Origin of the sequence: Diaminobutyricibacter sp. McL0608 (assembly GCF_039613825.1) — a bacterium.
Taxonomy (GTDB): Bacteria; Actinomycetota; Actinomycetes; order Actinomycetales; family Microbacteriaceae; genus Diaminobutyricibacter.
Map to the genome: position 1 here is coordinate 1457020 of NZ_CP154826.1, position 21994 is coordinate 1479013.

The 21994-nt window shown below is 67.6% G+C and carries 21 protein-coding genes; 18 read left to right on the forward strand and 3 right to left on the reverse strand.

The window, feature by feature from the left end:
- The first annotated feature begins 80 nt into the window (after positions 1 to 80).
- The 6 genes from leuC (at position 81) to AAYO93_RS06865 (ending at position 6579) form a co-directional block, all read left to right on the forward strand.
- Positions 81 to 1652, forward strand: a complete 1572-nt coding sequence (gene leuC, locus AAYO93_RS06840) for a 3-isopropylmalate dehydratase large subunit (protein ID WP_345764243.1) — start codon at positions 81 to 83, stop codon at positions 1650 to 1652.
- A complete protein-coding gene (leuD, locus tag AAYO93_RS06845) occupies positions 1652 to 2254 on the forward strand; it encodes a 3-isopropylmalate dehydratase small subunit (protein WP_345764244.1) in 603 nt (200 codons plus the stop codon). Before leuC ends, leuD begins: the two co-directional genes overlap by 1 nt.
- Positions 2251 to 3621, forward strand: coding sequence for a UDP-N-acetylglucosamine 1-carboxyvinyltransferase (gene murA / locus AAYO93_RS06850; protein WP_345764245.1), 1371 nt, complete (start codon positions 2251 to 2253; stop codon positions 3619 to 3621). The genes leuD and murA overlap by 4 nt, the downstream gene beginning before the upstream one ends.
- 82 nt (positions 3622 to 3703) lie before the next feature.
- Positions 3704 to 4450, forward strand: a complete 747-nt coding sequence (locus AAYO93_RS06855) for a lysophospholipid acyltransferase family protein (protein ID WP_345764246.1) — start codon at positions 3704 to 3706, stop codon at positions 4448 to 4450.
- On the forward strand, positions 4440 to 5579 hold the full coding sequence (locus tag AAYO93_RS06860) for an NAD(P)H-dependent glycerol-3-phosphate dehydrogenase (protein ID WP_434056674.1): 1140 nt from the start codon (positions 4440 to 4442) through the stop codon (positions 5577 to 5579). Before AAYO93_RS06855 ends, AAYO93_RS06860 begins: the two co-directional genes overlap by 11 nt.
- Entirely contained in the window at positions 5482 to 6579 is a 1098-nt protein-coding gene (locus AAYO93_RS06865) for a D-alanine--D-alanine ligase family protein (protein WP_345764247.1), read from the forward strand. The genes AAYO93_RS06860 and AAYO93_RS06865 overlap by 98 nt, the downstream gene beginning before the upstream one ends.
- A gap of 4 nt (positions 6580 to 6583) precedes the next feature.
- Here the strand turns inward: AAYO93_RS06865 and AAYO93_RS06870 are convergent, their stop codons facing one another.
- On the reverse strand, positions 6584 to 7132 hold the full coding sequence (locus tag AAYO93_RS06870) for a DUF3515 family protein (RefSeq protein WP_345764248.1): 549 nt from the start codon (positions 7130 to 7132) through the stop codon (positions 6584 to 6586).
- A 24-nt stretch (positions 7133 to 7156) separates the two neighbouring features.
- On the opposite strand from AAYO93_RS06870, the gene thiL reads away from it, so the two are divergent.
- Complete coding sequence (gene thiL, locus AAYO93_RS06875; protein WP_345764249.1) at positions 7157 to 8161, forward strand: thiamine-phosphate kinase; 1005 nt, start codon at positions 7157 to 7159, stop codon at positions 8159 to 8161.
- 18 nt (positions 8162 to 8179) lie between these two features.
- Here thiL and rsmD read toward each other — a convergent pair whose 3' ends face one another.
- Positions 8180 to 8746 (reverse strand): 16S rRNA (guanine(966)-N(2))-methyltransferase RsmD, encoded by a 567-nt coding sequence (gene rsmD / locus AAYO93_RS06880; protein WP_345764250.1) that lies wholly within the window; start codon positions 8744 to 8746, stop codon positions 8180 to 8182.
- Positions 8747 to 8794: 48 nt separating this feature from the next.
- On the opposite strand from rsmD, the gene AAYO93_RS06885 reads away from it, so the two are divergent.
- The 10 genes from AAYO93_RS06885 (at position 8795) to mutM (ending at position 19374) form a co-directional block, all read left to right on the forward strand.
- Entirely contained in the window at positions 8795 to 9538 is a 744-nt protein-coding gene (locus tag AAYO93_RS06885; RefSeq protein ID WP_345764251.1) for a hypothetical protein, read from the forward strand.
- Complete coding sequence (locus AAYO93_RS06890; protein WP_345764252.1) at positions 9535 to 11736, forward strand: ATP-dependent DNA helicase RecG; 2202 nt, start codon at positions 9535 to 9537, stop codon at positions 11734 to 11736. The genes AAYO93_RS06885 and AAYO93_RS06890 overlap by 4 nt, the downstream gene beginning before the upstream one ends.
- A gap of 72 nt (positions 11737 to 11808) precedes the next feature.
- Complete coding sequence (gene coaD, locus AAYO93_RS06895; RefSeq protein WP_345764253.1) at positions 11809 to 12291, forward strand: pantetheine-phosphate adenylyltransferase; 483 nt, start codon at positions 11809 to 11811, stop codon at positions 12289 to 12291.
- Positions 12288 to 13340, forward strand: a complete 1053-nt coding sequence (locus AAYO93_RS06900; protein WP_345764254.1) for an AAA family ATPase — start codon at positions 12288 to 12290, stop codon at positions 13338 to 13340. The genes coaD and AAYO93_RS06900 overlap by 4 nt, the downstream gene beginning before the upstream one ends.
- Before the next feature lie 81 nt (positions 13341 to 13421).
- Positions 13422 to 14690 carry a DUF58 domain-containing protein gene (locus tag AAYO93_RS06905; RefSeq protein WP_345764255.1) on the forward strand — a complete coding sequence of 423 codons (1269 nt, stop codon included), beginning with the start codon at positions 13422 to 13424 and terminating at the stop codon, positions 14688 to 14690.
- Positions 14683 to 16944, forward strand: coding sequence for a transglutaminase TgpA family protein (locus AAYO93_RS06910; RefSeq protein ID WP_345764256.1), 2262 nt, complete (start codon positions 14683 to 14685; stop codon positions 16942 to 16944). The genes AAYO93_RS06905 and AAYO93_RS06910 overlap by 8 nt, the downstream gene beginning before the upstream one ends.
- Before the next feature lie 59 nt (positions 16945 to 17003).
- Complete coding sequence (locus AAYO93_RS06915) at positions 17004 to 17522, forward strand: YceD family protein (protein ID WP_345764835.1); 519 nt, start codon at positions 17004 to 17006, stop codon at positions 17520 to 17522.
- 2 nt (positions 17523 to 17524) lie between these two features.
- On the forward strand, positions 17525 to 17728 hold the full coding sequence (gene rpmF, locus AAYO93_RS06920; RefSeq protein ID WP_077053432.1) for a 50S ribosomal protein L32: 204 nt from the start codon (positions 17525 to 17527) through the stop codon (positions 17726 to 17728).
- Between the two features lie 40 nt (positions 17729 to 17768).
- Positions 17769 to 18482: a ribonuclease III gene (gene rnc, locus AAYO93_RS06925; RefSeq protein ID WP_345764836.1), complete on the forward strand. Its 714-nt coding sequence runs from the start codon at positions 17769 to 17771 to the stop codon at positions 18480 to 18482.
- Positions 18460 to 19374: a bifunctional DNA-formamidopyrimidine glycosylase/DNA-(apurinic or apyrimidinic site) lyase gene (gene mutM / locus AAYO93_RS06930; RefSeq protein ID WP_345764257.1), complete on the forward strand. Its 915-nt coding sequence runs from the start codon at positions 18460 to 18462 to the stop codon at positions 19372 to 19374. Before rnc ends, mutM begins: the two co-directional genes overlap by 23 nt.
- Here mutM and AAYO93_RS06935 read toward each other — a convergent pair whose 3' ends face one another.
- Entirely contained in the window at positions 19375 to 20469 is a 1095-nt protein-coding gene (locus tag AAYO93_RS06935) for a GNAT family N-acetyltransferase (protein WP_345764258.1), read from the reverse strand.
- Positions 20470 to 20691: 222 nt separating this feature from the next.
- On the opposite strand from AAYO93_RS06935, the gene AAYO93_RS06940 reads away from it, so the two are divergent.
- The gene (locus tag AAYO93_RS06940; protein ID WP_345764259.1) at positions 20692 to 21912 is read left to right on the forward strand and encodes a branched-chain amino acid ABC transporter substrate-binding protein; all 1221 of its coding nucleotides are present in this window, start codon (positions 20692 to 20694) and stop codon (positions 21910 to 21912) included.
- The last annotated feature ends 82 nt before the right edge of the window (positions 21913 to 21994 follow it).

The window sequence follows — 21994 nt, forward strand, 5'->3', positions numbered from 1 at the left end:
ACGAGTCCTGATCTGAGGCCTCACTCGTCGCGGAGTTTGTCGTTGGCTGACCACCAAGCAAGCAAGGAGTAATCGCAGTCATGAGCAACGTCGAGACAAACGCGACCGAAACCGCGCACACCCCCCTCACGCTGGCCGAGAAGGTGTGGCGCGATCACCTCGTCGTCAAGGGCGAGGACGGTTCGCCCGACCTGATCTACATCGACCTGCACCTGGTACACGAAGTGACCAGCCCGCAGGCGTTCGACGGCCTTCGGATGGCCGGCCGTCCCGTTCGCCGTCCCGATCTCACGATCGCCACGGAAGACCACAACACGCCGACCATCGGCATCGACCGGCCCATCGCCGACCTGACGAGCCGCACGCAGATCGAGACGCTCCGTCGCAACGCCGAAGAGTTCGGCATCCGCCTGCACTCGCTGGGCGACATCGAGCAGGGCATCGTGCACGTCGTCGGCCCGCAACTGGGCCTCACGATGCCGGGCATCACCGTCGTCTGCGGTGATTCCCACACGTCGACGCACGGCGCGTTCGGAGCCATGGCGTTCGGAATCGGCACCAGCGAGGTCGAGCATGTCATGGCGACCCAGACCCTGCCGCTGAAGGCGTTCAAGACGATGGCCATCACGGTGGAGGGCGAACTGCGCCCGGGCGTGACGGCCAAAGACATCATCCTCGCTGTGATCGCGAAGATCGGCACCGGCGGCGGCCAGGGCTACGTGCTCGAGTACCGCGGCAGCGCCATCCGTTCCCTCTCGATGGAGGGGCGGATGACGATCTGCAACATGTCGATCGAGGCCGGCGCACGCGCGGGAATGGTCGCGCCCGACCAGACGACCTTCGACTATCTCGAGGGCCGCCCGCACGCGCCGCACGGACAGGACTGGGTCGACGCCGTCGAATACTGGAAGACCCTGCCGACCGACGAGGACGCGGTCTTCGACGCCGAGGTCTATCTCGACGCGAACGAGCTCGAACCGTTCGTCACCTGGGGCACCAACCCCGGCCAGGGCGTCTCGCTGAGCGGATCCATTCCGGATCCCGCCGCGATCGCCGACGCGAACGAGCGTGCGGCCGCCGAGCGCGCACTCGAGTACATGGACCTCGAGGCGGGCACGCCGATGAAGGCGATCCCGGTGGATGCGGTCTTCATGGGCTCCTGCACGAACAGCCGCATCGAAGACCTCCGCGCCTTTGCCTCCGTGATCAAAGGTCACAAGAAGGCCGACGGCGTGCGGGTCATGGTCGTCCCCGGCAGTGCTCGCGTGCGCATCGAGGCCGAGGCCGAGGGCATCGACAAGATCGTCGAGGAGTTCGGCGCGGAATGGCGTTTCGCGGGGTGCTCGATGTGCCTCGGGATGAACCCCGATCAGCTGGCGCCCGGCGAGCGCTGCGCATCCACGTCGAACCGCAATTTCGAGGGCAGGCAGGGCAAGGGCGGACGCACCCACCTCGTCTCTCCGGTGGTCGCCGCGGCCACCGCGATCCGCGGGACGCTCTCCAGCCCGTGGGACCTCGATGGCGACGGTTCTGGGGGCTCGCTGCGCGCTGGAGCTGAGGGGATTGCGTGGCGATCCCGCGACGCCAGCGCCGACGGAGCTATGCTGCGTCGGACAGAAACCGACGGTACGGGCGGAAAGGTGAACGCCTGATGGACAAGATCTCGACCCTGAGCGGTGTTGCGGTGCCCCTGCGACGTTCGAACGTGGACACCGACCAGATCATCCCTGCCGTCTTCCTGAAGCGGGTCACGAAGACCGGCTTCGACGACGCGCTCTTTTACGCGTGGCGTCAGGACCCGGACTTCGTGCTCAACCAGGAGCCGTATCGCGCGGGCAAGATCCTCATCGCCGGCCAGGATTTCGGCACCGGTTCATCGCGCGAGCATGCCGTCTGGGCACTCCGCGACTACGGGTTCACCGCCGTTCTCAGCCCGCGCTTCGGCGACATCTTCCGCGGCAACTCAGGCAAGATGGGCCTCCTCGCCGGCCAGATCACCGAAGAGGATGCTGAGCGCCTCTGGGCGGCGATCGAAGCGAACCCGGGAATAGATGCCACCGTCGATCTGGTTGCCAAGACTGCGAGCATCAGTGACCTCACGGTTTCATTTGAGATCGATGATTACACTAGATGGCGATTGCTCGAAGGCCTGGACGACATCGGGCTGACCCTGCGTGACGAAGCGCACATCACAGAATTCGAAGCCCGCCGCGAGAGCTGGCGGCCCAAAACGTTACCGGTGAAAACGCAGTGAACTCACTTCTTCAGGACGCACAAGCCGCAGGCGCACATGTCGGTCTCAAAGGCGATCGGATCACGATCAACGGTGGGATCCCGCTCCGTGGTCGAATCGAACTGAAGGGTGCGAAGAACCTCGTCACCAAGGCGATGGTCGCGGCACTCCTGGGCGAAGGCCCGAGTGTGCTCCGCGATGTGCCTGACATCAGTGACGTGCGCGTCGTGCGAGGGCTGCTGGAGATCCACGGCGTCAAGGTGACCGATGGCGCAGACGAGGGCGAGCTGCTGCTCGACCCGAGCGCTGTCGAGAGCGCCCACATGGCCGACATCGACGCACACGCGGGTTCGAGCCGCATCCCGATCCTGTTCTGCGGGCCGTTGCTGCACCGCCTCGGCGAGGCGTTCATCCCCGACCTCGGCGGCTGCCGTATCGGCGACCGCCCGATCGACTACCACCTCGAGGTACTGCGCAAGTTCGGCGCGATCGTCGACAAGCTCCCGAGCGGCATCCGCATGACCGCCCCGAACGGGCTGCACGGTGCGAAGGTCGAACTCCCGTACCCGAGCGTCGGCGCGACGGAACAGGTCCTCCTGACGGCTGTGCGCGCCGAGGGCATCACGGAGCTCAAGGGCGCCGCGATCGAGCCCGAGATCATGGATCTCATCAACATCCTGCAGAAGATGGGTGCGATCATCACGGTCGACACCGACCGCGTGATCCGCATCGAAGGCGTCGACCGCCTCGAAGGGTTCGCCCACACGGCGCTCTTCGACCGCAACGAGGCCGCCAGCTGGGCTGCTGCAGCCCTCGCCACGAGCGGCGACATCTTCGTCGGCGGCGCACGACAGCCCGAAATGCTGACGTTCCTCAACGTCTTCCGCAAGGTCGGCGGTGCCTTCGAGATCCACGACGACGGCATCCGCTTCTACCACCCCGGAGGCGAGCTCAAGCCGGTCGTGATCGAGACCGATGTGCATCCCGGGTTCATGACGGACTGGCAGCAGCCGCTCGTCGTCGCACTGACGAAGGCGAACGGCGTGTCGATCGTGCACGAGACGGTCTATGAGCAGCGGTTCGGCTTCGTCGACGCCCTCGTCGAGATGGGTGCGACCATCCAGATCCACAAGGAATGCCTCGGCGGGCACCCGTGCCGGTTCGGGCAGCGCAACTTCAACCACTCCGCGGTGATCACCGGTCCGACGCGCCTGCACGGCGCGGACGTCGAGGTCCCCGACCTGCGCGGCGGCTTCAGCCACCTGGTCGCAGCGCTCAGCGCCGAAGGAACGTCGACCGTGAGCAACGTCGGCATCATCAGCCGCGGGTACGAGAACTTCATCACCAAGCTGGAGCTGCTGGGAGCCGACTTCGTTCTCGAAGGATAATGGGTTCGTGCCCGAACCGTCTTCAGAGCAGAAGCCTGCCGCCCAACCGTCGTCCAGTGATCCTTCCGCCACAGCAAAGCCCGTGAAACGTCCGCGGTCGGAACGGGCCACGCCGTCGATTTTCTGGGTGCTCGCGGGGCTGATCCTTCCGATCATCGGACTCATGGCGCGCTTCACGATCACGGACCGCCAGAAGTTCCCGCGCACCGGCGCCTACGTCGTGGCGCCGAACCACTACACCGAGATCGATCCGGTGATGGTCGGCGCTGTTGTGTGGAAGCTCGGCCGCGTGCCGCGGTTCCTCGCGAAGGGCAGCCTGTTCCGGGTCCCGGTCGTGGGCTGGATCCTTCGCAGGTCGGGCCAGATCCCGGTCGAACGGAGCAACGCGCGCGGCAACGCCTCCCTCATGGCCGCGGAGAAGCTCGTGGATTCCGGCGGGGTCGTGATCATCTATCCCGAAGGCTCGCTCACACGCGATCCGGACCTGTGGCCGATGCGTGGCAAGACAGGCGCCGCCCGCATGGCGCTCGAACACGACATCCCGGTGATCCCGGTCGCCCACTGGGGCACGCAGCAGGTGATGGCGCGGTATTCGAAGAAGATCAGCTTCTTCCCGCCCAAGAAGATCGCCGTCAAGATCGGCGACCCGGTCGACCTGTCGGCGTTCCGGGGGCGTAATCTCGACGCCGCCACGCTGAACGAGGCGACGACGGTGATCATGGACAGCATCACCGCACTCCTCGCCGACCTGCGGGACGAGAAGCCACCGGCCCAGCGCTGGAATCCTGCCGAACACGACCAGAAGGAGACCGGCCGCTTTGAAGGCTAGCGAGAAGAAGGTCGTCGTTCCGCCCCGTCGCGTGGCGGTGCTGGGAGCGGGCAGCTGGGGCACCACGTTCGCCAAGATCCTGGCGGACGGCGGCGCAGAGGTCGTGCTCTGGGCGCGGCGTCCCGAACTGGCGCGCGAGATCACCGAAGGGCGGCGCAACAGCGACTACCTTCCCGGCATCAACCTGCCACGCAACCTGCGGGCGACCGCCCAGCTCAGTGAGGCGCTGGCCGGTGCCGAGCAGGTGTACGTGTCGATCCCCAGCCAGTCCCTGCGCGACAACCTCGCAGCGATCGCTCCCCACCTCGGCCCGACGACGGTCGTCGTCAGCCTGATGAAGGGTGTCGAGAAGGGCACGGGGCTGCGCATGAGCGAGGTCATCGCCCAGGGGCTCCCGATCGATGAGGAACGGATCGCCGTCGCCTCAGGGCCGAACCTCGCGCTCGAGATCGCCAAAGAGCAGCCGACGGCCGCCGTGGTCTCGTCGGCGAGCCTCGAAACGGCACAGGCCGTTGCCATGGCCGCGACGAACCGCTACTTCCGCAGCTTCGTCAACACCGACGTGATCGGTACGGAGTTCGGCGGTGTGCTCAAGAATCTGATCGCCGTCGCGATCGGCATCGTGGATGGTGTCGGCTACGGAGAGAACACGAAGGCGTCGATCATCACGCGCGGGCTCGTCGAGATGACCGATTTCGCCGTCGCGTACGGCGCCAAGGCCGAGACACTCTCGGGGCTCGCCGGCCTCGGCGACCTCATCGCGACCTGCGAGTCGTCGCTCTCCCGCAACAACACCGCGGGAAGGCTGCTCGGCCAGGGCTACAGCTTCACCGAGGTAGTGAAGCAGATGAACCAGACCGCGGAGGGTCTCGCCTCCGTCGCGCCCATCCTCACGCTCGCCGAGGCGCGCGGCGTCGAGATGCCCATCGTGCGGCAGGTGAGCCAGGTGCTCGCCGGTACGCTCGAACCGAAAGACATCGCACCGCATCTCACCACGGATTCGGACGAACCGCAGGGTGAAAGGACCACGGATGACGGACAGACTCGTAGTCGCTCTTCTGTTTGGGGGTCGTTCAAGCGAGCATTCGATCAGCTGCGCGACGGCGGCGGGAGTGCTGGCCGCGATTGATCGCGAGCGATACGACGTCATCCCGGTCGGCATCACCAGGTCCGGCGTGTTCACCCTTCAGCCGGACGACGCGGCCTTCTTCGCGCTGAATCCCGAGTCGATGCCGGTCGTGCCTGACAACGGCACCCGCATCCACTGGCCGGAGAGCGCGGAGACCCGCGAGCTCACCGTGACCGAGCCCGACGGATCCCGTCGATCGCTCGGCGATGTGGACCTGGTCTTCCCAATCCTGCACGGTCCGTGGGGGGAAGACGGCACGATCCAGGGGATGCTCGAACTCGTCGACCTGCCGTACGTCGGCAGCGGCGTTCTCGCGAGCGCCCTCGGCATGGACAAGCACTTCACCAAGACCGTCCTGCAGCACGCCGGGATTCCGGTCGCGCCGTGGCAGACGGTGTCCGCTTACGAATGGGCCACGGAGCCGGATGCGGTCCGCGCCCGGGTCGCCGGGCTCGGCCTGCCGGTGTTCGTCAAGCCGGCGCGTGCAGGCTCGAGCGTCGGAGTCAGCAAGGTCACCGACCTCTCGACCTTCGACGAGGCGGTGGCGACCGCGTTCGCGGAGGACGACAAGGTGCTCGTCGAGTCGAGTCTGGTTGGGCGTGAGGTCGAGGTCGCGGTGCTCGGGGGTCGCCCGGGGGAGCCGACACGCGCATCCGTCGCCGGTGAGATCGTGATGACCGGCCGCGAGTTCTACGATTTCGCAGCCAAATACCTCGACGCCCCCGGAATCGATCTGGTGTGCCCGGCCGATCTGACGTCGGGCGAGCTCGCGACGATGCAGGAGCTCGCGATCCGCGCGTTCGACGCGATCGGCGGCGAAGGGCTGGCGCGAGTGGACTTCTTCCTCACCGCAGACGGGTTCGTGATCAACGAGATCAACACGATGCCCGGATTCACTCCGATTTCGATGTTCCCGCGGTGCTGGCAGGAGTCGGGGCTCAGCTACCCGGCCCTCATCGACGAACTGATCGAGGTGGCGCTGGCTCGCGCTGCGGCCTGACGCCCTACTTCGACGGGCTCGGCCCCGGTGTCGCGGTCGGTGCCGATGTCGGGCTCGGCGTCGGCGTAGCGCCCGAGGTCTCGGTGTCGAGCGTGTCCAGGCACTTCTGCTTCTGCTCGACGTTCGCGATCGCGCTCGCGAACTCGGGCAGCACTGCCGAATCGGAGACGCCGTGCACGTGGTCGATGATGACCTCGGTCGCAGGTGTCCGGCCGAAGGTCTGGTAGACGATGGACTTCGCGGCGGGATCCGTCATCAGCACCCAGTCGATGCCGTTCACGTTCACGCACGGCTTGGTCGTAGGCCCGATGGGCGGTACGCCGCACCGGAGGAGGACGACGGCCGGGTCGCCCCACGCACCCGTGGCCTGCGCATCCGTCTCCCGCTTCGCCTCGCCGGCGATCGAGTCGGGGAGGCGAACGGAGATCTCCGCGCAGCCCGGATTGTTGGCGTCGGCGGCCGGGTCGAGTGAGACGGTCGGGGTGCATCCCGTGAGCGCCAGCCCTGCGCCGGCGAGGATGACCGCGAGCAGGGCGGCAGGACGAAGTGGCATCCCTTTCAGGCTACCGTTTCATTCATGACGATGGCTGGGAGCACGGACCCCGACGACGGCACCCTCGGGTCGGTGCACGAACGCGAGACCCTCCGCAGGATCTTTCCCCGGCTGCCGAAGGCGTCCGTCACGGTGGTCGGCCCCGGAGACGATGCCGCCGTGCTCGCGGCGCCGGACGGTCGCTATGTGGTGACCACCGACATGATGGTGCACGGCCCGGACTTCCGCTGGGGATGGTCGGAGCCGTACGACCTGGGATGGAAGGCCGCCGCGACGAATCTGTCCGACGTCGCCGCGATGGGCGCCGTCCCGACAGCGCTCGTGGTCGCGATCGCAGCTCCAGCCGAGACTCGCGTGTCGGAGCTCGAGGCGATCGCGGACGGTCTGCGTGAAGCCTGTGAGACGCTCGCTCCCGGCTGCGGCGTTGTCGGCGGCGACCTGTCCGTGTCCGGTACGTTCACGATCGCCGTCACCGCCTTCGGCGACCTGGAGGGACGCGACCCTGTGCTCCGCAGCGGAGCACGTGTGGGCGACGTCGTCGCGGTGTCCGGCCCGCTGGGTGCTGCCGGCGAGGGACTCCGGATGCTCTTCGGTTCGGGCGTCGACGCCGACGGGCGACCCAGCCGGGAGCGGGCAGAAGACCTTCGACGCGACCATCCCGAGGCGATCCTGGCGCAGCTGCGACCGCATCCGCCGATCGCCGACGGCCCGCTCGCAGCCCGCGCCGGCGCCACGGCGATGCTCGATCTCAGCGACGGTCTCGCCCTCGACGCCCACCGGGTGGCGGACGCGAGCGGCGTGGCGATCGCCATCGACTCGTCGGCTCTCGGCGCCGACCCGCGCTCCGCGCTTTCGAGCGGCGAAGACCACAGCCTGCTTGCCGCGTTCGCGCCCGGTACCGAGCTCCCCGCCGGCTTCCGGCGCATCGGTGAGGTCGTGGAGGGAGCCGGTGTGCTCGTGGACGGACGGCCGTATGCCGAACTCGGCGGATGGGACCCCTACGTCGGCTGGGACGGGCACTCCGGCTGACCGGCTGCGCGTATCCGGTCAGTCGGCCGAGAGCCACCACACGGCGGTCTCGCCGTAATCCTTGCGCCGGTCGAGCGTAAGGCCGGCCGGCCAGTCGGGCTCGCCGGTGCGCGTGCTGCGCTCGACGCACACGATGGCCTCGGGGGAGAGCCGCGGCACGAGCGTCTTCAGGGTGTGTTCCAGCTCGCTGTCGGAGAGCTCGTACGGCGGGTCCACGAAGACCAGGTCGAATTCGGCGCCGGATGCGGTGAGGTACGACTGCACGGTCGTCACGGCGACATCGATGGTCGGGCCGGCCGTCGCCGGCGCAGCCTTGAGCACGGCGGCGGCGTTGCGCCGGCAGATCTGGGCTGCGGCGCTGCTGCGCTCGACCAGGGTCACCGCTGCGGCTCCCCGGCTCGCTGCTTCGAGGCCGAGCGCGCCGGAGCCCGCGAACAGGTCGAGTACCCGCGAATGGCGGATCGCATCGCGCGACTCGAGCGCCGAGAAGATCGCTTCGCGCACACGGTCGCTGGTCGGCCGTGTACCGGTTCTCGGGACCTGAAGTGCGAGCGACCCGGCGAATCCGGCGACAATGCGTGTCATGGTGTGTAGAGCCTATCGGCGGGCGCCCGCCGGGGTGATGATGGTGATGTGACGGATGTACGCCTCGGCCAGGCCGAGCTCGACGAACTCTGGGATCACGGCGATGCTGCCGAGTCCGAGCGCCGATTCCGTACGGCGGAAGACGACGAGATGCGTGGCGACGCCGTTCGGGCGGAACTCGAAACGCAGCGTGCGCGTGCGCTGGGGCTCCAGGGCCGTTACGACGAGGCGGACGCCGTTCTCGACGCCATCCCGCCTCTCGGAGCCGTCGTTGCGGCCCGTGTCGCGCTCGAGCGCGGGCGCGTCCGACTGTCGTCCAGGGACGCGGCCGCGGCCACCCCGCGCTTCCTCGATGCGCTCGAGTCCGCCCGGGAGGCGGCGTCGACATTCCTGGTGGTCGACGCGATGCACATGCTGGCGCTGTCCGACCCCGGCAAGGAGGACCACTGGACGCGTCTCGCCCTTGTCGAGCTGCATTCCACCGACGACCAGCGCACGCAGCGCTGGCAGATCGCGCTCCACAACAACCTGGGCTGGCATCATTTCGACGCCGGCCACGCCGCAGCAGCTCTGGAGGAGTTCGCCGCGGCGCTCGTCGCCGCACGCGACTTCGGCACGAGCGATCAGCGTTTCATGGGGGAGTGGACCGTTGCCCGGTGCCTGCGTGAGCTGGGCCGCGACGCCGAAGCGCTCGCCATCCAGTCGCGCCTCGCGGCCCAGCGACCGGACGACCCCGACGTCGCTGCGGAGATCGCCGCTTTGACGGATGTGCCCCCTACGATCGAAGAATGAGCGGAACACCGGTCGCGGCCGTCGACGGCGCCATCGCGCTCGACACCCGGCTCGCCGGAGTGCTCGGCGGGCGCACGTCGAACGCGTTCGCGAAGGCCTTCGGCGTCGTGACGGTCGGCGACCTGCTGAGCCACTACCCGCGGCGCTATGCGAGGCGCGGTGAGCTGACCGCGCTGACGCAGCTCCCGGTCGACGAGAACGTGACGATCGTCGCGGAGGTCCTGGAGGTGCGCGAGCGGCCGATGCGTGCACGGCGCGGGTCCATCCTCGAAGTGCGCATCTCCGACGGCAAGGGCATCCTCACCCTCACGTTCTTCAACCAGGCGTGGCGCGCACGCGACCTCCGTCCCGGCGTGCGAGGGATCTTCGCGGGCAAGGTGTCCGACTACAAGGGCGCACTGCAGCTCGCGCACCCCGACTACGAACTGTTCGAGGCCGACGAGGGCGGGGCGGATGCGGAGACGGCGCGTTCCTGGGCGCAGACACCGATTCCGATCTACCCGGCGACGGGCACTGTCGCCAGCTGGCAGGTGCAGAAGGCGATAGCACTCGTCCTCGACGGGCTCGGCGACGTGCCGGACCCGGTGCCGGATGCGCTGGTCGTGGAACGCGGTCTCCTCCCGTTCCGGGAAGCGCTCGAGCTCATCCACCGTCCGGAGAAGGATGCGCACTGGCAGCGCGCCAGGGACGCCCTCCGGTTCCAGGAGGCCTTCGTGCTGCAGGCCGCCCTGCTGCAGCAGCGTGCGACGGCGCGGAAACAGCATGCCGAGCCCAGGCTGCCCGTGCCGGGTGGATTCCTCGAGCGATTCGATGAAGCGCTGCCGTTCACGCTGACGGGCGACCAGGACACCGTTGGTGTCGCCATCGCCGCCGACCTCGCGGAAGACGCGCCGATGAACCGGCTCGTCCAGGGCGAGGTCGGCAGTGGCAAGACCCTGGTCGCGCTGCGGGCGATGCTCGCCGTCGCGGACTCAGGCGGACAGTCCGCCCTTCTCGCGCCCACCGAGGTGCTCGCCGTGCAGCACCTGCGCTCGATCGTGAAGGTGCTCGGGCCCGACCTCGCCGCCGAGCTGATGCCCACCCTGCTGACCGGTCAGCTTCCGACGGCGGACCGTAAGAGGGCGCTGCTGCGGACCGTCTCCGGCCAGTCGCGCATCGTCGTGGGCACCCACGCCCTGATGGGCGACGCCGTGACGTTCTTCGACCTCGGGCTCGTCGTCGTCGACGAACAGCACCGCTTCGGGGTCGACCAGCGCGAGGCCCTCCGGCTCAAGGCGGGCACTCCGCCGCACGTGCTCGTGCTGACGGCGACGCCCATTCCGCGGACGGTCGCGATGACCGTGTTCGGCGACCTCGATGTCTCGACCATCGCGGAGCTGCCGGCCGGGCGCCAGGGCATCGAGAGCTTCGTCGTGCCGCTGACCGACCGGCCCGGCTGGGAGCGGCGCATCTGGGAACGCGCCGCCGAAGAGATCGCGAAGGGACGCCAGGTGTTCGTGGTGTGCCCGGCGATCTCGGGGAAAGAGGCGGAGGACGACGGCGAAGGGCTGGAAGACGAGGATGCGGGCTCCGGTCCCGTCGTGCCCACCGCATCCGTCGAGTCCGTCGCCGCGCAGGTCCGCGCGGATCCGCTCTTCGCCGAGGCGCGGATCGGAGTACTGCACGGGCGGCTTGCGAGCGACGCCAAAGACGACGTCATGCGCGCCTTCGCCGACGGCAGCCTCGACCTGGTCGTGGCGACGACGGTCATCGAGGTCGGGGTCGACGTTCCCAACGCGTCGGCCATGGTGATCCTCGATGCGGACCGGTTCGGCGTCTCGCAGCTGCACCAGCTGCGCGGCAGGGTCGGTCGGGGCGGAATACCCGGCCTCTGCCTTTTCGTGACACGCGCGGAGGAGGGGAGCCTTGCGCGCGAACGCGTCGATGCCGTCGCCTCGACACTGGACGGCTTCGAGCTGGCGACCATCGACCTCGAACTGCGACAGGAAGGCGACGTGCTCGGCAGCAGGCAGTCCGGCGGACGATCCTCGCTTCGACTGTTGCGGGTGGCGAAGGACGGAGCGCTGATCGCGGAGGCGCGGGCTGCGGCGCAGGGTGTGCTCGAATCGCGGGGCGGCCTGGCAGGGCATCCGGCGCTCGGCGAGGCACTGGCCCGCCGGCTCGACGCCCAGGAGCGGGAGTTTCTCGGGAAGGGGTGATCCTCTTAGCTCCAGCGCGGAAGTAACAGATTCACAACGAATGCCCCGGTTCCACAGCTATTCTGGAAATCTATGAACAGGATCGCCGTTGTCCCTGGCTCGTTTGACCCGGTCACACTGGGGCACCTCGATGTGATCGAGCGCTCTGCCGGTCTGTTCGACGAGGTCCATGTCCTTGTGGTGCACAATCCCGACAAGGCCGCGCTGCTTCCCATCGCCCAACGAGTCGCTCTCATCGAGCGTTCGATCGAAGACGCGGGCATCGAAGGCAACATCGTCGTCGCGTCCTGGAGCGTCGGCCTCCTGGTCGACTACTGCACCGACGTCGGCGCGCACGTCCTGGTCAAAGGCATCCGCTCCCAGATCGACGTCGCCTATGAGACACCCATGGCCATCGTCAACCGCAATCTCGCCGACGTCGAGACGATCTTCCTCCTACCCGACCCCGCCAATGCCCACGTGTCGAGTTCGCTCGTCCGACAGGTCTCAGCCCTGGGCGGGGATGTCAGCCCGTACGTTCCCGCCGCCGTCTACGACTATCTGCAGGAGACATGAACAGCTACCCGACGCGCCAGCCGACGGACTCGTCCGTCGCGCCGAGCGATATCACTGAGCTCGGCGAATCCGACGAGATGGGCCTCGACGAGCTGCGACACGCTGCCGAGCAGATCACCGCGAACGTCGAGTCCGTCATCGACGGCAAGCACGACGCGGTCCGTACGGCCTTGACGGTGCTGCTGGCCGAGGGACACCTCCTCATCGAGGACGTCCCCGGTGTGGGCAAGACGATGCTCGCCAAGTCGCTGGCGAAATCCGTCGACTGCACTGTGAGCCGCATCCAGTTCACTCCCGACCTGCTTCCGAGCGACGTGACCGGCGTCTCCGTGTACAACCAGGCCGAGCGACGCTTCGAATTCAAGCCGGGCGCCGTTTTCGCGAACATCGTCATCGGCGACGAGATCAACCGGGCGAGCCCGAAGACGCAGTCCGCGCTGCTCGAATGTATGGAGGAGCGACAGGTCACCGTCGACGGGACGACCTACCGGCTGACGTCGCCGTTCATCGTCGTCGCCACCCAGAACCCGATCGAGATGGAGGGCACGTACGCCCTCCCCGAGGCCCAGCGCGACCGGTTCATGGCGCGGATCGCGATGGGCTACCCCGATGACGAGTCGGAGCTGGCGATGCTGAACACCCGCGACACCTCCAGTCCGCTGTCGCGCATCGGGCCGGTCGTGACGAGCGCGCAGCTGAAGGCGATGATGGCGACAGCACGCAGCGTGTTCGCCTCGGCGCCGGTGAAGCAGTACGCAGTCGACCTCGTTCGCGCGACCCGGGATGACAAGGATCTGCGGCTGGGAGCCAGCCCTCGCGCCACCCTGCAGCTCGTGCGTGCCGCCAAGGCGAAGGCGGCGCTCGACGGCCGGGACTTCGTGCTCCCCGACGACATCGACATGCTGGCGGTCGCGGTGCTCGGGCATCGCCTGCTGCCGACGAGCAGGGCGCTCGGGCACCACCACGAAAGCGCGCCCGTCATCGCGGAGATCGTGCGGCGGATCGTCGCCGCGACTCCCGTTCCGGTCGGATCAGGCTCGGCGAGCTAGCCGGCCATGTCGGGGCGCCAGCGTTCGTCTTCGCCGGTACGCAGACCGCGTCCGACTGCACGCGGCTGGACGCTGTTCGGGGTGGGAGTCGCGGCACTCATCGCGGCGATCAGCTTCGGACGCTCCGACGTGCTGTTCCTTGGTCTGTTCCTGGTGACGCTGCCGCTCGCCGCGATGATCTCGGTCACGGTCGACCGTCCCCGGATGAGCGTCTCCCGCACGTTCCATCCGGATGTCGTGGCAGTCGGCGAGGCAGCGACCGTCTCGACGACCGTGCGTAACGAATCGCCGAGACCCAGCCCTCCGGCCCGCTGGCGCGAGTTCGCCCCGAGCGGGCTCGAAGTGCAGGCACCCGCACCCTTCCCGCGCCTCGACGCGCACCAGCCCGCCATCCACCGGGCCAGGGACACGGTCACCCTGCGTCAGGACGTCCGCGCGAACCATCGCGGCTCGCACGGCATCGGCCCGCTGATCGTCAGCCGTACGGACCCCTTCGGCCTGGCGTACGCCGAGTACGCGCTCGGGCAGTCTCGACAGCTCATCGTGACTCCGCGCGTGCGCACCCTCTCGCGCGGCGAGCTCGACATCGCGCGAAGCGAGGGCACGGAGCACGAACTGCTCAGGCACAGCATCCCGAGCGCGGACGAGCTGATCGCGCGGGAGTACCGCCCGGGCGACCCGCTGCGCCGGGTGCACTGGCGGGCGACGGCGCGCCACGACAAGCTCATGGTGCGCCAGGAGGAGCAGCGCAGCAATCCGGAGGCCTGGATCCTCCTCGACACCCACACGCAGCAGCACGATCGTTTCGTGGTCCCTGGTGCCGCCGAGCGTGCGGATGCCGAGTTCGAGGAGCTGGTGGAACTGGTCGCATCGGTCGGTGTTCATCTGCTCGACGAGGAGTTCGTGGTCAGCATCGTCGAGACGGCACCCCGCCAGCTCGGCGGCCGGACCGGCGCCGGGCGCTCGGGGACGATGGGCAGCACGACGCCGACCTACGATCTCGGGGGAGCGGACAGGCTCCTTCTCGCGGATCTCGCCAGCATCGAGCAGACCACCGAGTTCCGTGACGATGCGGTCGCCGAGCTTTCGGCGGGGCTGCGCCGCAGCGGCCGGGCGGTTCCGGTCTTCGCGATGCTCCTCGCCGGGTCCACGGAGGAGATCGGCGCGCTCGCCGGGCTCCGGCAGATGTGCGATCCTGCCGTCGCCTTCGTGGGTGCGAGCGCTGACTCTGCTGTTGCGGAGACGCTCACGGACGCGGGCTGGATCTGCGTGCCCTTCAGCAGCGCAGAGGGCACGGTCGCCGCCTGGCAGAAGGCTCTCGGGCGGCACCGGGCGGTGCAGCATGGTTAGCGTCGTCGCCGCCCCCGCGCGGGTGCGGGTCGCGCGCAGGACTGGCCACTGGCGCCTCACCTCGGCGCTGCTGCTGATGGTGCTCGCCGTGAGTTTCGCGCTGATCGGGCTGATCGACGGCTTCGGCTGGTGGTTCCTGATGCTCTTCACAGCATCCCTGGTGCTCGTCGGCGGTGCCGGGCTCCGGATGCTGGGGGTCCCGCCGAAAGCGGTGCCGCTGCTGCTCCTGGTCGAGTACGGGATCATCATGACGATCGGCTTCGGAGGCGGGACCGGTCTGCTCGGAGTCGTCCCGACCCCGGCGACCTTCAGTAAGTTCGGGGAGCTCTTCGACCAGGCGATGCTGTCGATCTACCAGCAGGGGACGCCGGCGCCGCCTCTTCCCGAGTTCATGTTCCTGATCGTCGCTGGTTCGGGTCTCATCGCGATCTTCCTCGACACGACCGCGATCGCCTTCCGCATCCCGGCGTTCTCGGCGATCGGCATCATCGCCATCCTGATCGTGCCCGCCGCTCTGCTCGGCGACGGTGTCGCTCCCATCGCGCTCGCCGAATCCGCTGCAGCGTTCCTCTACCTCCTGCGCTGCGACGTCCGGACGCGAAGGCCCGGTGCTCCGCGCCCGACCGCATCGCTGTCGATCGCGGCCGGGTCGATCGTCGTGGCGCTTATCCTCTCGGCGACGGCGCCGGGTCTCGATCGGGGCGGCGCGACCTCGTTCACAGCCGGCGGGATCTCGATCGGTGGCACGGTCACTCCGCTGATCGACCTGGGACGCGACCTGCGCAGGCCCGCGGCGGTGAAGGTCCTGACCTACACGACGACTTCGAGCACTGCGGAGTACCTGAAGCTGGCGTCGCTCGATCAGTTCACCGGCACGGTCTGGAAGCACCGTGAACGCGACACCAAACGGCTCCCGGTCGGCAACTCCATCGGGCCCGTCACCGGATTGTCGAATGGGGTGAAGACGACGAAGGTCAGCACGAGCGTCCAGATCGCCAACATGCAGAGCCGCTGGTTGCCGGTACCGTTCCCGGTCAAGGGCGTGCATGGCCTCAACGGCACCTGGTCGTGGGATCCTGACGACCTGACGATCGGTGGCGTCGGGACCTCCACCGAGGGCCAGCAGTACACCGTCACCAGCCTGCAGCTCCAGCCCACTGCCGACCAGCTGAAGGCGGCGGGCGGATTCGTCCCCGCGTCGATCACGAGGGACCTGTTCGTGCCGTCGACGCTTCCGCCGATCATCAAGACGACGGCCATCAAAGCCACGGTGGGTGCGACCAACGAGTACGAGATGGCGGTCGGCCTGCAGAACTACTTCCGCAACAACGGCTTCGTCTACTCGGTGCAGACACCGCTCAAGCAGGGGTATGACGGCGACGGCGGCGCCGTCATCGCGAAGTTCCTCGAAGTGAAGAGCGGCTACTGCGTGCATTTCGCGTCCGCCATGGCGCTCATGGCGCGAACGCTCGGCATCCCGTCCCGCGTCACCGAGGGCTACCTGCCCGGAACGTCGAACGGCGGGTCCGTGAACAACCCCGGTATCTACACCGTGACCAGCGACGATCTGCACGCGTGGCCCGAGCTGTACTTCGCAGGCGTCGGCTGGGTCCCGTTCGAGCCGACCGTCTCGCGCGGGTTCGTTCCGGCGTACACCGTGCCGCAGACGTCGAACAGCACCTCGAGCGCGAACCCCAGCGCCTCGGGCGCTGCCGGACACGCCTCCCTCGCCCCTGAGATCACCAACGGCCCGAACAGCGCGACCGGTGCCCCGACCAACGCGGTGCAGCCGATCGCCTCGGCGTTCGGCGTGACGCTGCTCGTGATCCTGCTGCTGCTCACCCCCGCTTTCCTCCGCAGGCTCCGGCGTCGCAGCCGTTTCAGGAAGCTCAGCGATGAGTGGGGCCTCGCGATCCTGGCGTGGGATGAGCTGCGCGACACCGCGCGCGACCTCGGCTGGTCGGTGCCCGATACCGAGACGCCCCGCGCTTTCGCGGAGAGGCTGAGAGGGGCGATCCGTGCGGATGACGGTTCCGCCGCCGTGGGAAGACTGCTGACCGCCGTCGAACGCGAATCGTTCGGGCCTCCCGGCCGATACATCGCCCATGGTGTGCCCGACGACCTGCAGGAGGCGCTCTCCGGACTCGAGGCGGGGGCCGGCCGGGCCGTGCGGGTGAAGGCGCTGCTCGCACCCGTGTCCATCATCCCGCCGTCCTGGTCGCCGGCCGCGGGAGTGCGCCCGACGAACGCGTAGAATCGGTCAACGTGACCAAGTTCAGAACCACCCCGTACACCGTTCATGTGTATGACCTCATGCACCGCCCAGGTGAGATGCGCGAGCAGGAGATCAGCTTCCCTGTCGGCGCGAAAATGGGGGAGGGGCTGGTCAGTGTTCCCGAGGGTTCTGCGATCGATGCGGACATCCGATTCGAGTCGATCCACGAGGGAATCCTGGTCAGCGCAGAGCTCTCCGCGACGGCCGTCGGGGTGTGCGGTCGATGCCTCACCGACATCGAGGTGCCGGTCCAAGTCGATTTCCAGGAAGTTTTCGCGTATTCTTCTGACGAAGCTTTTGATTTTGAGGTTCACGACGACCACGTGGATCTTGAACCTCTGATCAGGGACGCGGTAGTGCTTTCACTTCCGTTTCAGCCGGTATGCCGGCCAGATTGCCCCGGTCTCGACCCCGAGACAGGGGAACGGCTGGCGGATAGACCGGACCACAAGCCACGAGAAATCGCAGATCCGCGATGGTCTGCGCTTGCAGGTTTCCAGGCTTCCGAAGACACCAGTGCTGGCCATGCCAGCCCTGCAGACAGAGAAGAGAGATAGTCATGGCTGTTCCGAAGCGGAAGAAGTCACGCGCCAACACGCACGCTCGTCGTTCGCAGTGGAAGGCCGAGGTCCCCACGCTCGTCAAGACCGTGGAGAACGGCAAGGTCACCTACAGCCTCCCGCACCGCGCGAAGGTCGTCGAGGACTCTGCCGGCACCGCCCTGTTCCTCGAGTACAAGGGTCGCAAGGTCGCCGACGTCTAGTCAGACTGCACGTGACGACAGCGCACGTGACATCAGTGCAATTGTGAGCGCGCACCCCGACCGGAGTGCCCTCCTCGAGAAGCTCGGAGTCGACATCGACTCGGAGCTTCTCGAACTTGCACTCACTCACCGCTCGTACGCGTACGAGCACGGTGGGATCCCGAACAACGAGCGCCTGGAGTTCCTCGGCGACTCGATTCTCGGGCAGGCCGTCACCGTCAAACTCTTCCGGGAGAACCCGGACCTCGACGAGGGTGACCTCGCGAAACGACGGGCCAGCCTGGTGAGTTCCGTGGCCCTCGCAGAAGTCGCTCGCGCTATCGGGCTCGGCGAATTCCTGCGGCTCGGCCGCGGCGAAGACCAGAGCGGCGGTCGCGACAAGGCGTCGATCCTCGCGGACACGGTCGAGGCGCTCATCGGCGCAGCGTACATCGACGTCGGCGGCGAGGCCGCGACAGCCCTCGTCCTCCGGCTCATCGAGCCGCTCCTCGACGACCCCGGACGTTTCGGGGCCGCAATGGATCCCAAGACGAGCCTGCAGGAGGCCGCGGCGCACCGCGGCGCGGGGTTGCCGCAGTACACGGTGACGAACACCGGCCCCGACCACAGCAAGGTCTTCCACGCGACAGTCGAGGTGTCCGGTCTCGTCGTCGCCACCGGCGAGGGCACCAGCAAGAAGCAGGCCGAGATGGCCGCGGCGCTCACCGCCTGGACCGAACTCACCAAACGGCGTGCCAGAGCTTCCCGAGGTTGAGGTCGTGCGCGCGGGTCTCGAACCCGCGGTAACGGATGCGACCATCACCGGTGTCGACGTCTTCGAGACGCGTTCCCTGCGCCGGCATGATGCCACCACCGGCGATTTCGCCGAACTCCTGACCGGTCGCGTGATGGGCGCCCCGGCGCGGCGCGGCAAGTTCCTGTGGATCCCGCTCCGCCCGCGTTTCGAGGGGGACCCAGACCGCGCGATCGTCGCACACCTGGGCATGAGCGGACAGATCCTCCTGCGGGAGCCGGGCACAGCCGAGGACGGTCTGCTGCGCATCCGGCTCCACCTCGACACTCCGGCACACGGCGAACTCTGGGTCAACTTCGTCGACCAGCGGATCTTCGGGTCCATGGCCGTGGACAGACTGGTGCCGACGGCCGACGGGCTCCCCGGCGGATTCGGGACCGACGCCGCGCTCGTGCCCGAGCAGGTCTCGCACATCGCCCGCGATCCGCTCGATCCCGGTTTCGACGACGATCGGTTCGCCACGACGCTCGCGCGCAAGAGCACGGGCATCAAGCGTGCGCTCCTCGATCAGACCGTCGTGAGCGGAATCGGCAACATCTACGCCGACGAGGCGCTCTGGGCGGCGAAGATGCACTATGCACAACCGACTGCGAGCCTGAGCCGGGCGCGCATCCGGGTGCTGCTTGCCGAGATCAGGCTCGTGCTCTCGCGTGCACTCGCCGAAGGCGGTACGAGCTTCGACGCGCAATACGTGAATGTGAACGGGGCTTCCGGCTATTTCTCGCACAGCCTGAACGTCTACGGCCGCGAAGGACAGCCGTGTCCGCGCTGCGGTCGACCCATTGTGCGCGAGCAGTTCATGAACCGCTCATCGCATCTCTGCCCGCACTGCCAGCGTCTCCGCATCCGCTGATCAGGCGAGCGCCTTCTGCCAGTTGCCCACCAGGCCGTGCAGGCGAAACCCGAAGGCGTTGTTGACGGCGAGCATGTACTCGTTCTCGTCCGCGTTCCAGGTGAGGATGCGCGTCGCGTCCGGTTGGAGTTCGGCCAGGCGACGGATGTTCTCGGCTTTCACCAGCATCCCTAGTCGGTGACCGCGATGCTCGCGGACGACCAGCGTGTCGTGCTGTTCCACCTTGCCGCCGCCCTCCGGCACCACGAGGTCGGTATATGCGACCAGACGTCCGGTGGGGATGTGCTGGGCGACCGAGCACAGGAACGGTTCACCGCGATCGATCATCAGCTGCTCGAGCTCGCGTACGCGTGACGGCGTCCACTCCTCGTCGTCGAGGGCGATGCCAGACTGCGGCACATCACGGGTCATCCGGGCGCGCAGGGCCGCGAACTCGGCCACATATTCCTCGGGGGCGTGCCGCCACCAGCCGAGCACGCGGTAGTCGGATCCCGCCCCACGCGCCGCCTCGGCCTGCAGCTCCGCAAACCGGCCGGGCGGCATGGGGAGCGGCAGTTCGCTCGACCTTTCGATTTGCCCGAGCCGGTAGCCATGGGCGAGTGCGAAGCGTGTGTCGGGCGAATCGGCGGGCACGCCGTTCGGTCCGACCTCGGGGCGGATGAGTGGTCCATCGGTGCGAAGGCGGGACGCCGGATACTCGGTGTACGTCGAGATGCTGGTGCGTCCGCCGTCGGCGACCAGCTCCTCGCCCTTCGCCAGGAGTGCCGTACCGACACCGCGGCCGCGTGCGGCGGGCACGACGTCGACCAGGAGTGTCGCGGTGACCGCATCCGGTTCGAGAGGGAACTCGGCGATGACACGGCCCACCATGATGCCGTCGAGGCGGGCGAAGAACGTGATGCGCTCCAGGAACTCCTGGGGCCGGAAGGCCGGCAGCTCGGCCTCGGCCGAATACACGAAGTCGTGGTTGCCCCACAATTCGACTGAAATGCCGTTGACCATCGCGACGAGCTCTTCGAACACGGCGGAGCCGGAGGCCCCGATGCGTTCGGGCACGATGAGTTCGGAGAGGGTCAGACCGGGTGCCCCTGCCACCTGCATCCTCCTCACGTGTCGGCCGGGTGAGCCGAGCCGACCAGCCTATCGCCTTGCATACGCGGACAAAAGACCTCTATCCGTTTGGTTTCGATCAGGTAAATCTGCGTGCCGAAACACGATGCAGAGGCATGCATTCCTTGTAGGCTCAGGGCACATATTCGTGGGACGAGGCCGCAAGTCGTGGCCTCGTGACGGATTCACGTCGAGAGGCAGAATCACATGTTACGAAAGAAAGCAATAGCGGGTGTGGCCGTCGCAGCGTCGGTCGCCCTGTTCCTTGCCGGCTGCGCCAACCAGGCATCGACCGGCGGATCGACGAGCAACAACTCGAAGGTCGACATTCCGGCGATCACCTCGATCGAAACCCCGAAGGGCGCCGTCCTTCCCGCGGGTGACGGCAAGGCGACCTGCCCGAGTGGCCTGACCATCGGCTACGTCGGCGCTGAGACCGGTGCGAACGCACAGCTCGGTGTGAACATCTACGACGGCGTTCAGCTCGCGATCACCCAGCACAACCAGGCGAACACGGGATGCCAGGTCGCGTTCAAGAAGTTCGACACGGAAGGCGACCCGAACAAGGCGACCGGACCGGTGACCCAGGCGGTCAACGAGAAGGACATCATCGGCGTCGTCGGGCTCCCGTTCTCGGGCGAGTCGAAGGCGACCGGCAACATCTTCGAGCAGCAGGGGCTGGTGCACATCACCCCGTCTGCGACAGCTGTCGAGCTGACCACGAACAACTGGAAGACCTTCTTCCGCGGACTTGGCAACGATGGCGTGCAGGGTCCGGCTGCGGCGAAGTTCATGACCGACAAGCTGAAGGCCAAGAAGGTCTACCTGGTACAGGATGACAGCGCCTACGGCATCGGCCTGGCGTCGTCGGTCTCGAAGGGCCTCGGAAGCGCTCTTGCCGGCACCGACAAGGTCACGACGGGCCAGAAGGACTTCTCAGCGGTGATCTCCAAGATCATCAACGCGAAGCCTGACGCGGTCTACTACTCGGGCTACTACGCCGAGGGTGCGCCGTTCGACCAGCAGCTGGTGAACAAGGGCTACACGGGCACGTTCGTCGGCCCCGACGGCGTGAAGGACGACCAGTTCATCAAGCTGGCCGGCGATGCCTCGAGCAACGCGTACTTCACCTGCCCCTGCATCCCCGGTGAGCTGATCCCGACGTTCGAGAGCGCGTACAAGACCGCGTTCAGCGCCGAGCCCGGTACCTACTCGATCGAGGGCTACGACGCAGCGACCGTGCTGCTGAGCGGCATCGACCAGGGTAAGACCACCCGTCCCGACCTGCTCAGCTTCGTCACGTCGTACGACAAGGACGGCCTGAGCAAGCACTACAAGTGGGACTCCACGGGTGAACTGCAGGCGCCGACCGTCTACGGCTACAAGGTGGACAACGGCAAGATCGTCCCGATCGGGACCATCGGATAGCCGACTGAGATGAGGATGCCGCGGGTCCGCCCGTCGCGGCCCGCGGCATCCCATCCACTCCCGGCCGCTATCCACTCGGATC

What these genes read in the sequence shown, in the direction of transcription:
- AAYO93_RS06910 (WP_345764256.1), top strand. Translation starts at nt 14,683, where the DNA reads ATGGTTAGCGTCGTCGCCGCCCCCGCGCGGGTGCGGGTCGCGCGCAGG.
- thiL (WP_345764249.1), top strand. Translation starts at nt 7,157, where the DNA reads ATGACGATGGCTGGGAGCACGGACCCCGACGACGGCACCCTCGGGTCG.
- leuD (WP_345764244.1), top strand. Translation starts at nt 1,652, where the DNA reads ATGGACAAGATCTCGACCCTGAGCGGTGTTGCGGTGCCCCTGCGACGT.
- leuC (WP_345764243.1), top strand. Translation starts at nt 81, where the DNA reads ATGAGCAACGTCGAGACAAACGCGACCGAAACCGCGCACACCCCCCTC.
- AAYO93_RS06915 (WP_345764835.1), top strand. Translation starts at nt 17,004, where the DNA reads ATGCACCGCCCAGGTGAGATGCGCGAGCAGGAGATCAGCTTCCCTGTC.
- AAYO93_RS06870 (WP_345764248.1), bottom strand. Translation starts at nt 7,132, where the DNA reads ATGCCACTTCGTCCTGCCGCCCTGCTCGCGGTCATCCTCGCCGGCGCA.
- AAYO93_RS06940 (WP_345764259.1), top strand. Translation starts at nt 20,692, where the DNA reads ATGTTACGAAAGAAAGCAATAGCGGGTGTGGCCGTCGCAGCGTCGGTC.
- rsmD (WP_345764250.1), bottom strand. Translation starts at nt 8,746, where the DNA reads ATGACACGCATTGTCGCCGGATTCGCCGGGTCGCTCGCACTTCAGGTC.
- coaD (WP_345764253.1), top strand. Translation starts at nt 11,809, where the DNA reads ATGAACAGGATCGCCGTTGTCCCTGGCTCGTTTGACCCGGTCACACTG.
- AAYO93_RS06890 (WP_345764252.1), top strand. Translation starts at nt 9,535, where the DNA reads ATGAGCGGAACACCGGTCGCGGCCGTCGACGGCGCCATCGCGCTCGAC.
- rpmF (WP_077053432.1), top strand. Translation starts at nt 17,525, where the DNA reads ATGGCTGTTCCGAAGCGGAAGAAGTCACGCGCCAACACGCACGCTCGT.
- AAYO93_RS06900 (WP_345764254.1), top strand. Translation starts at nt 12,288, where the DNA reads ATGAACAGCTACCCGACGCGCCAGCCGACGGACTCGTCCGTCGCGCCG.
- AAYO93_RS06865 (WP_345764247.1), top strand. Translation starts at nt 5,482, where the DNA reads ATGACGGACAGACTCGTAGTCGCTCTTCTGTTTGGGGGTCGTTCAAGC.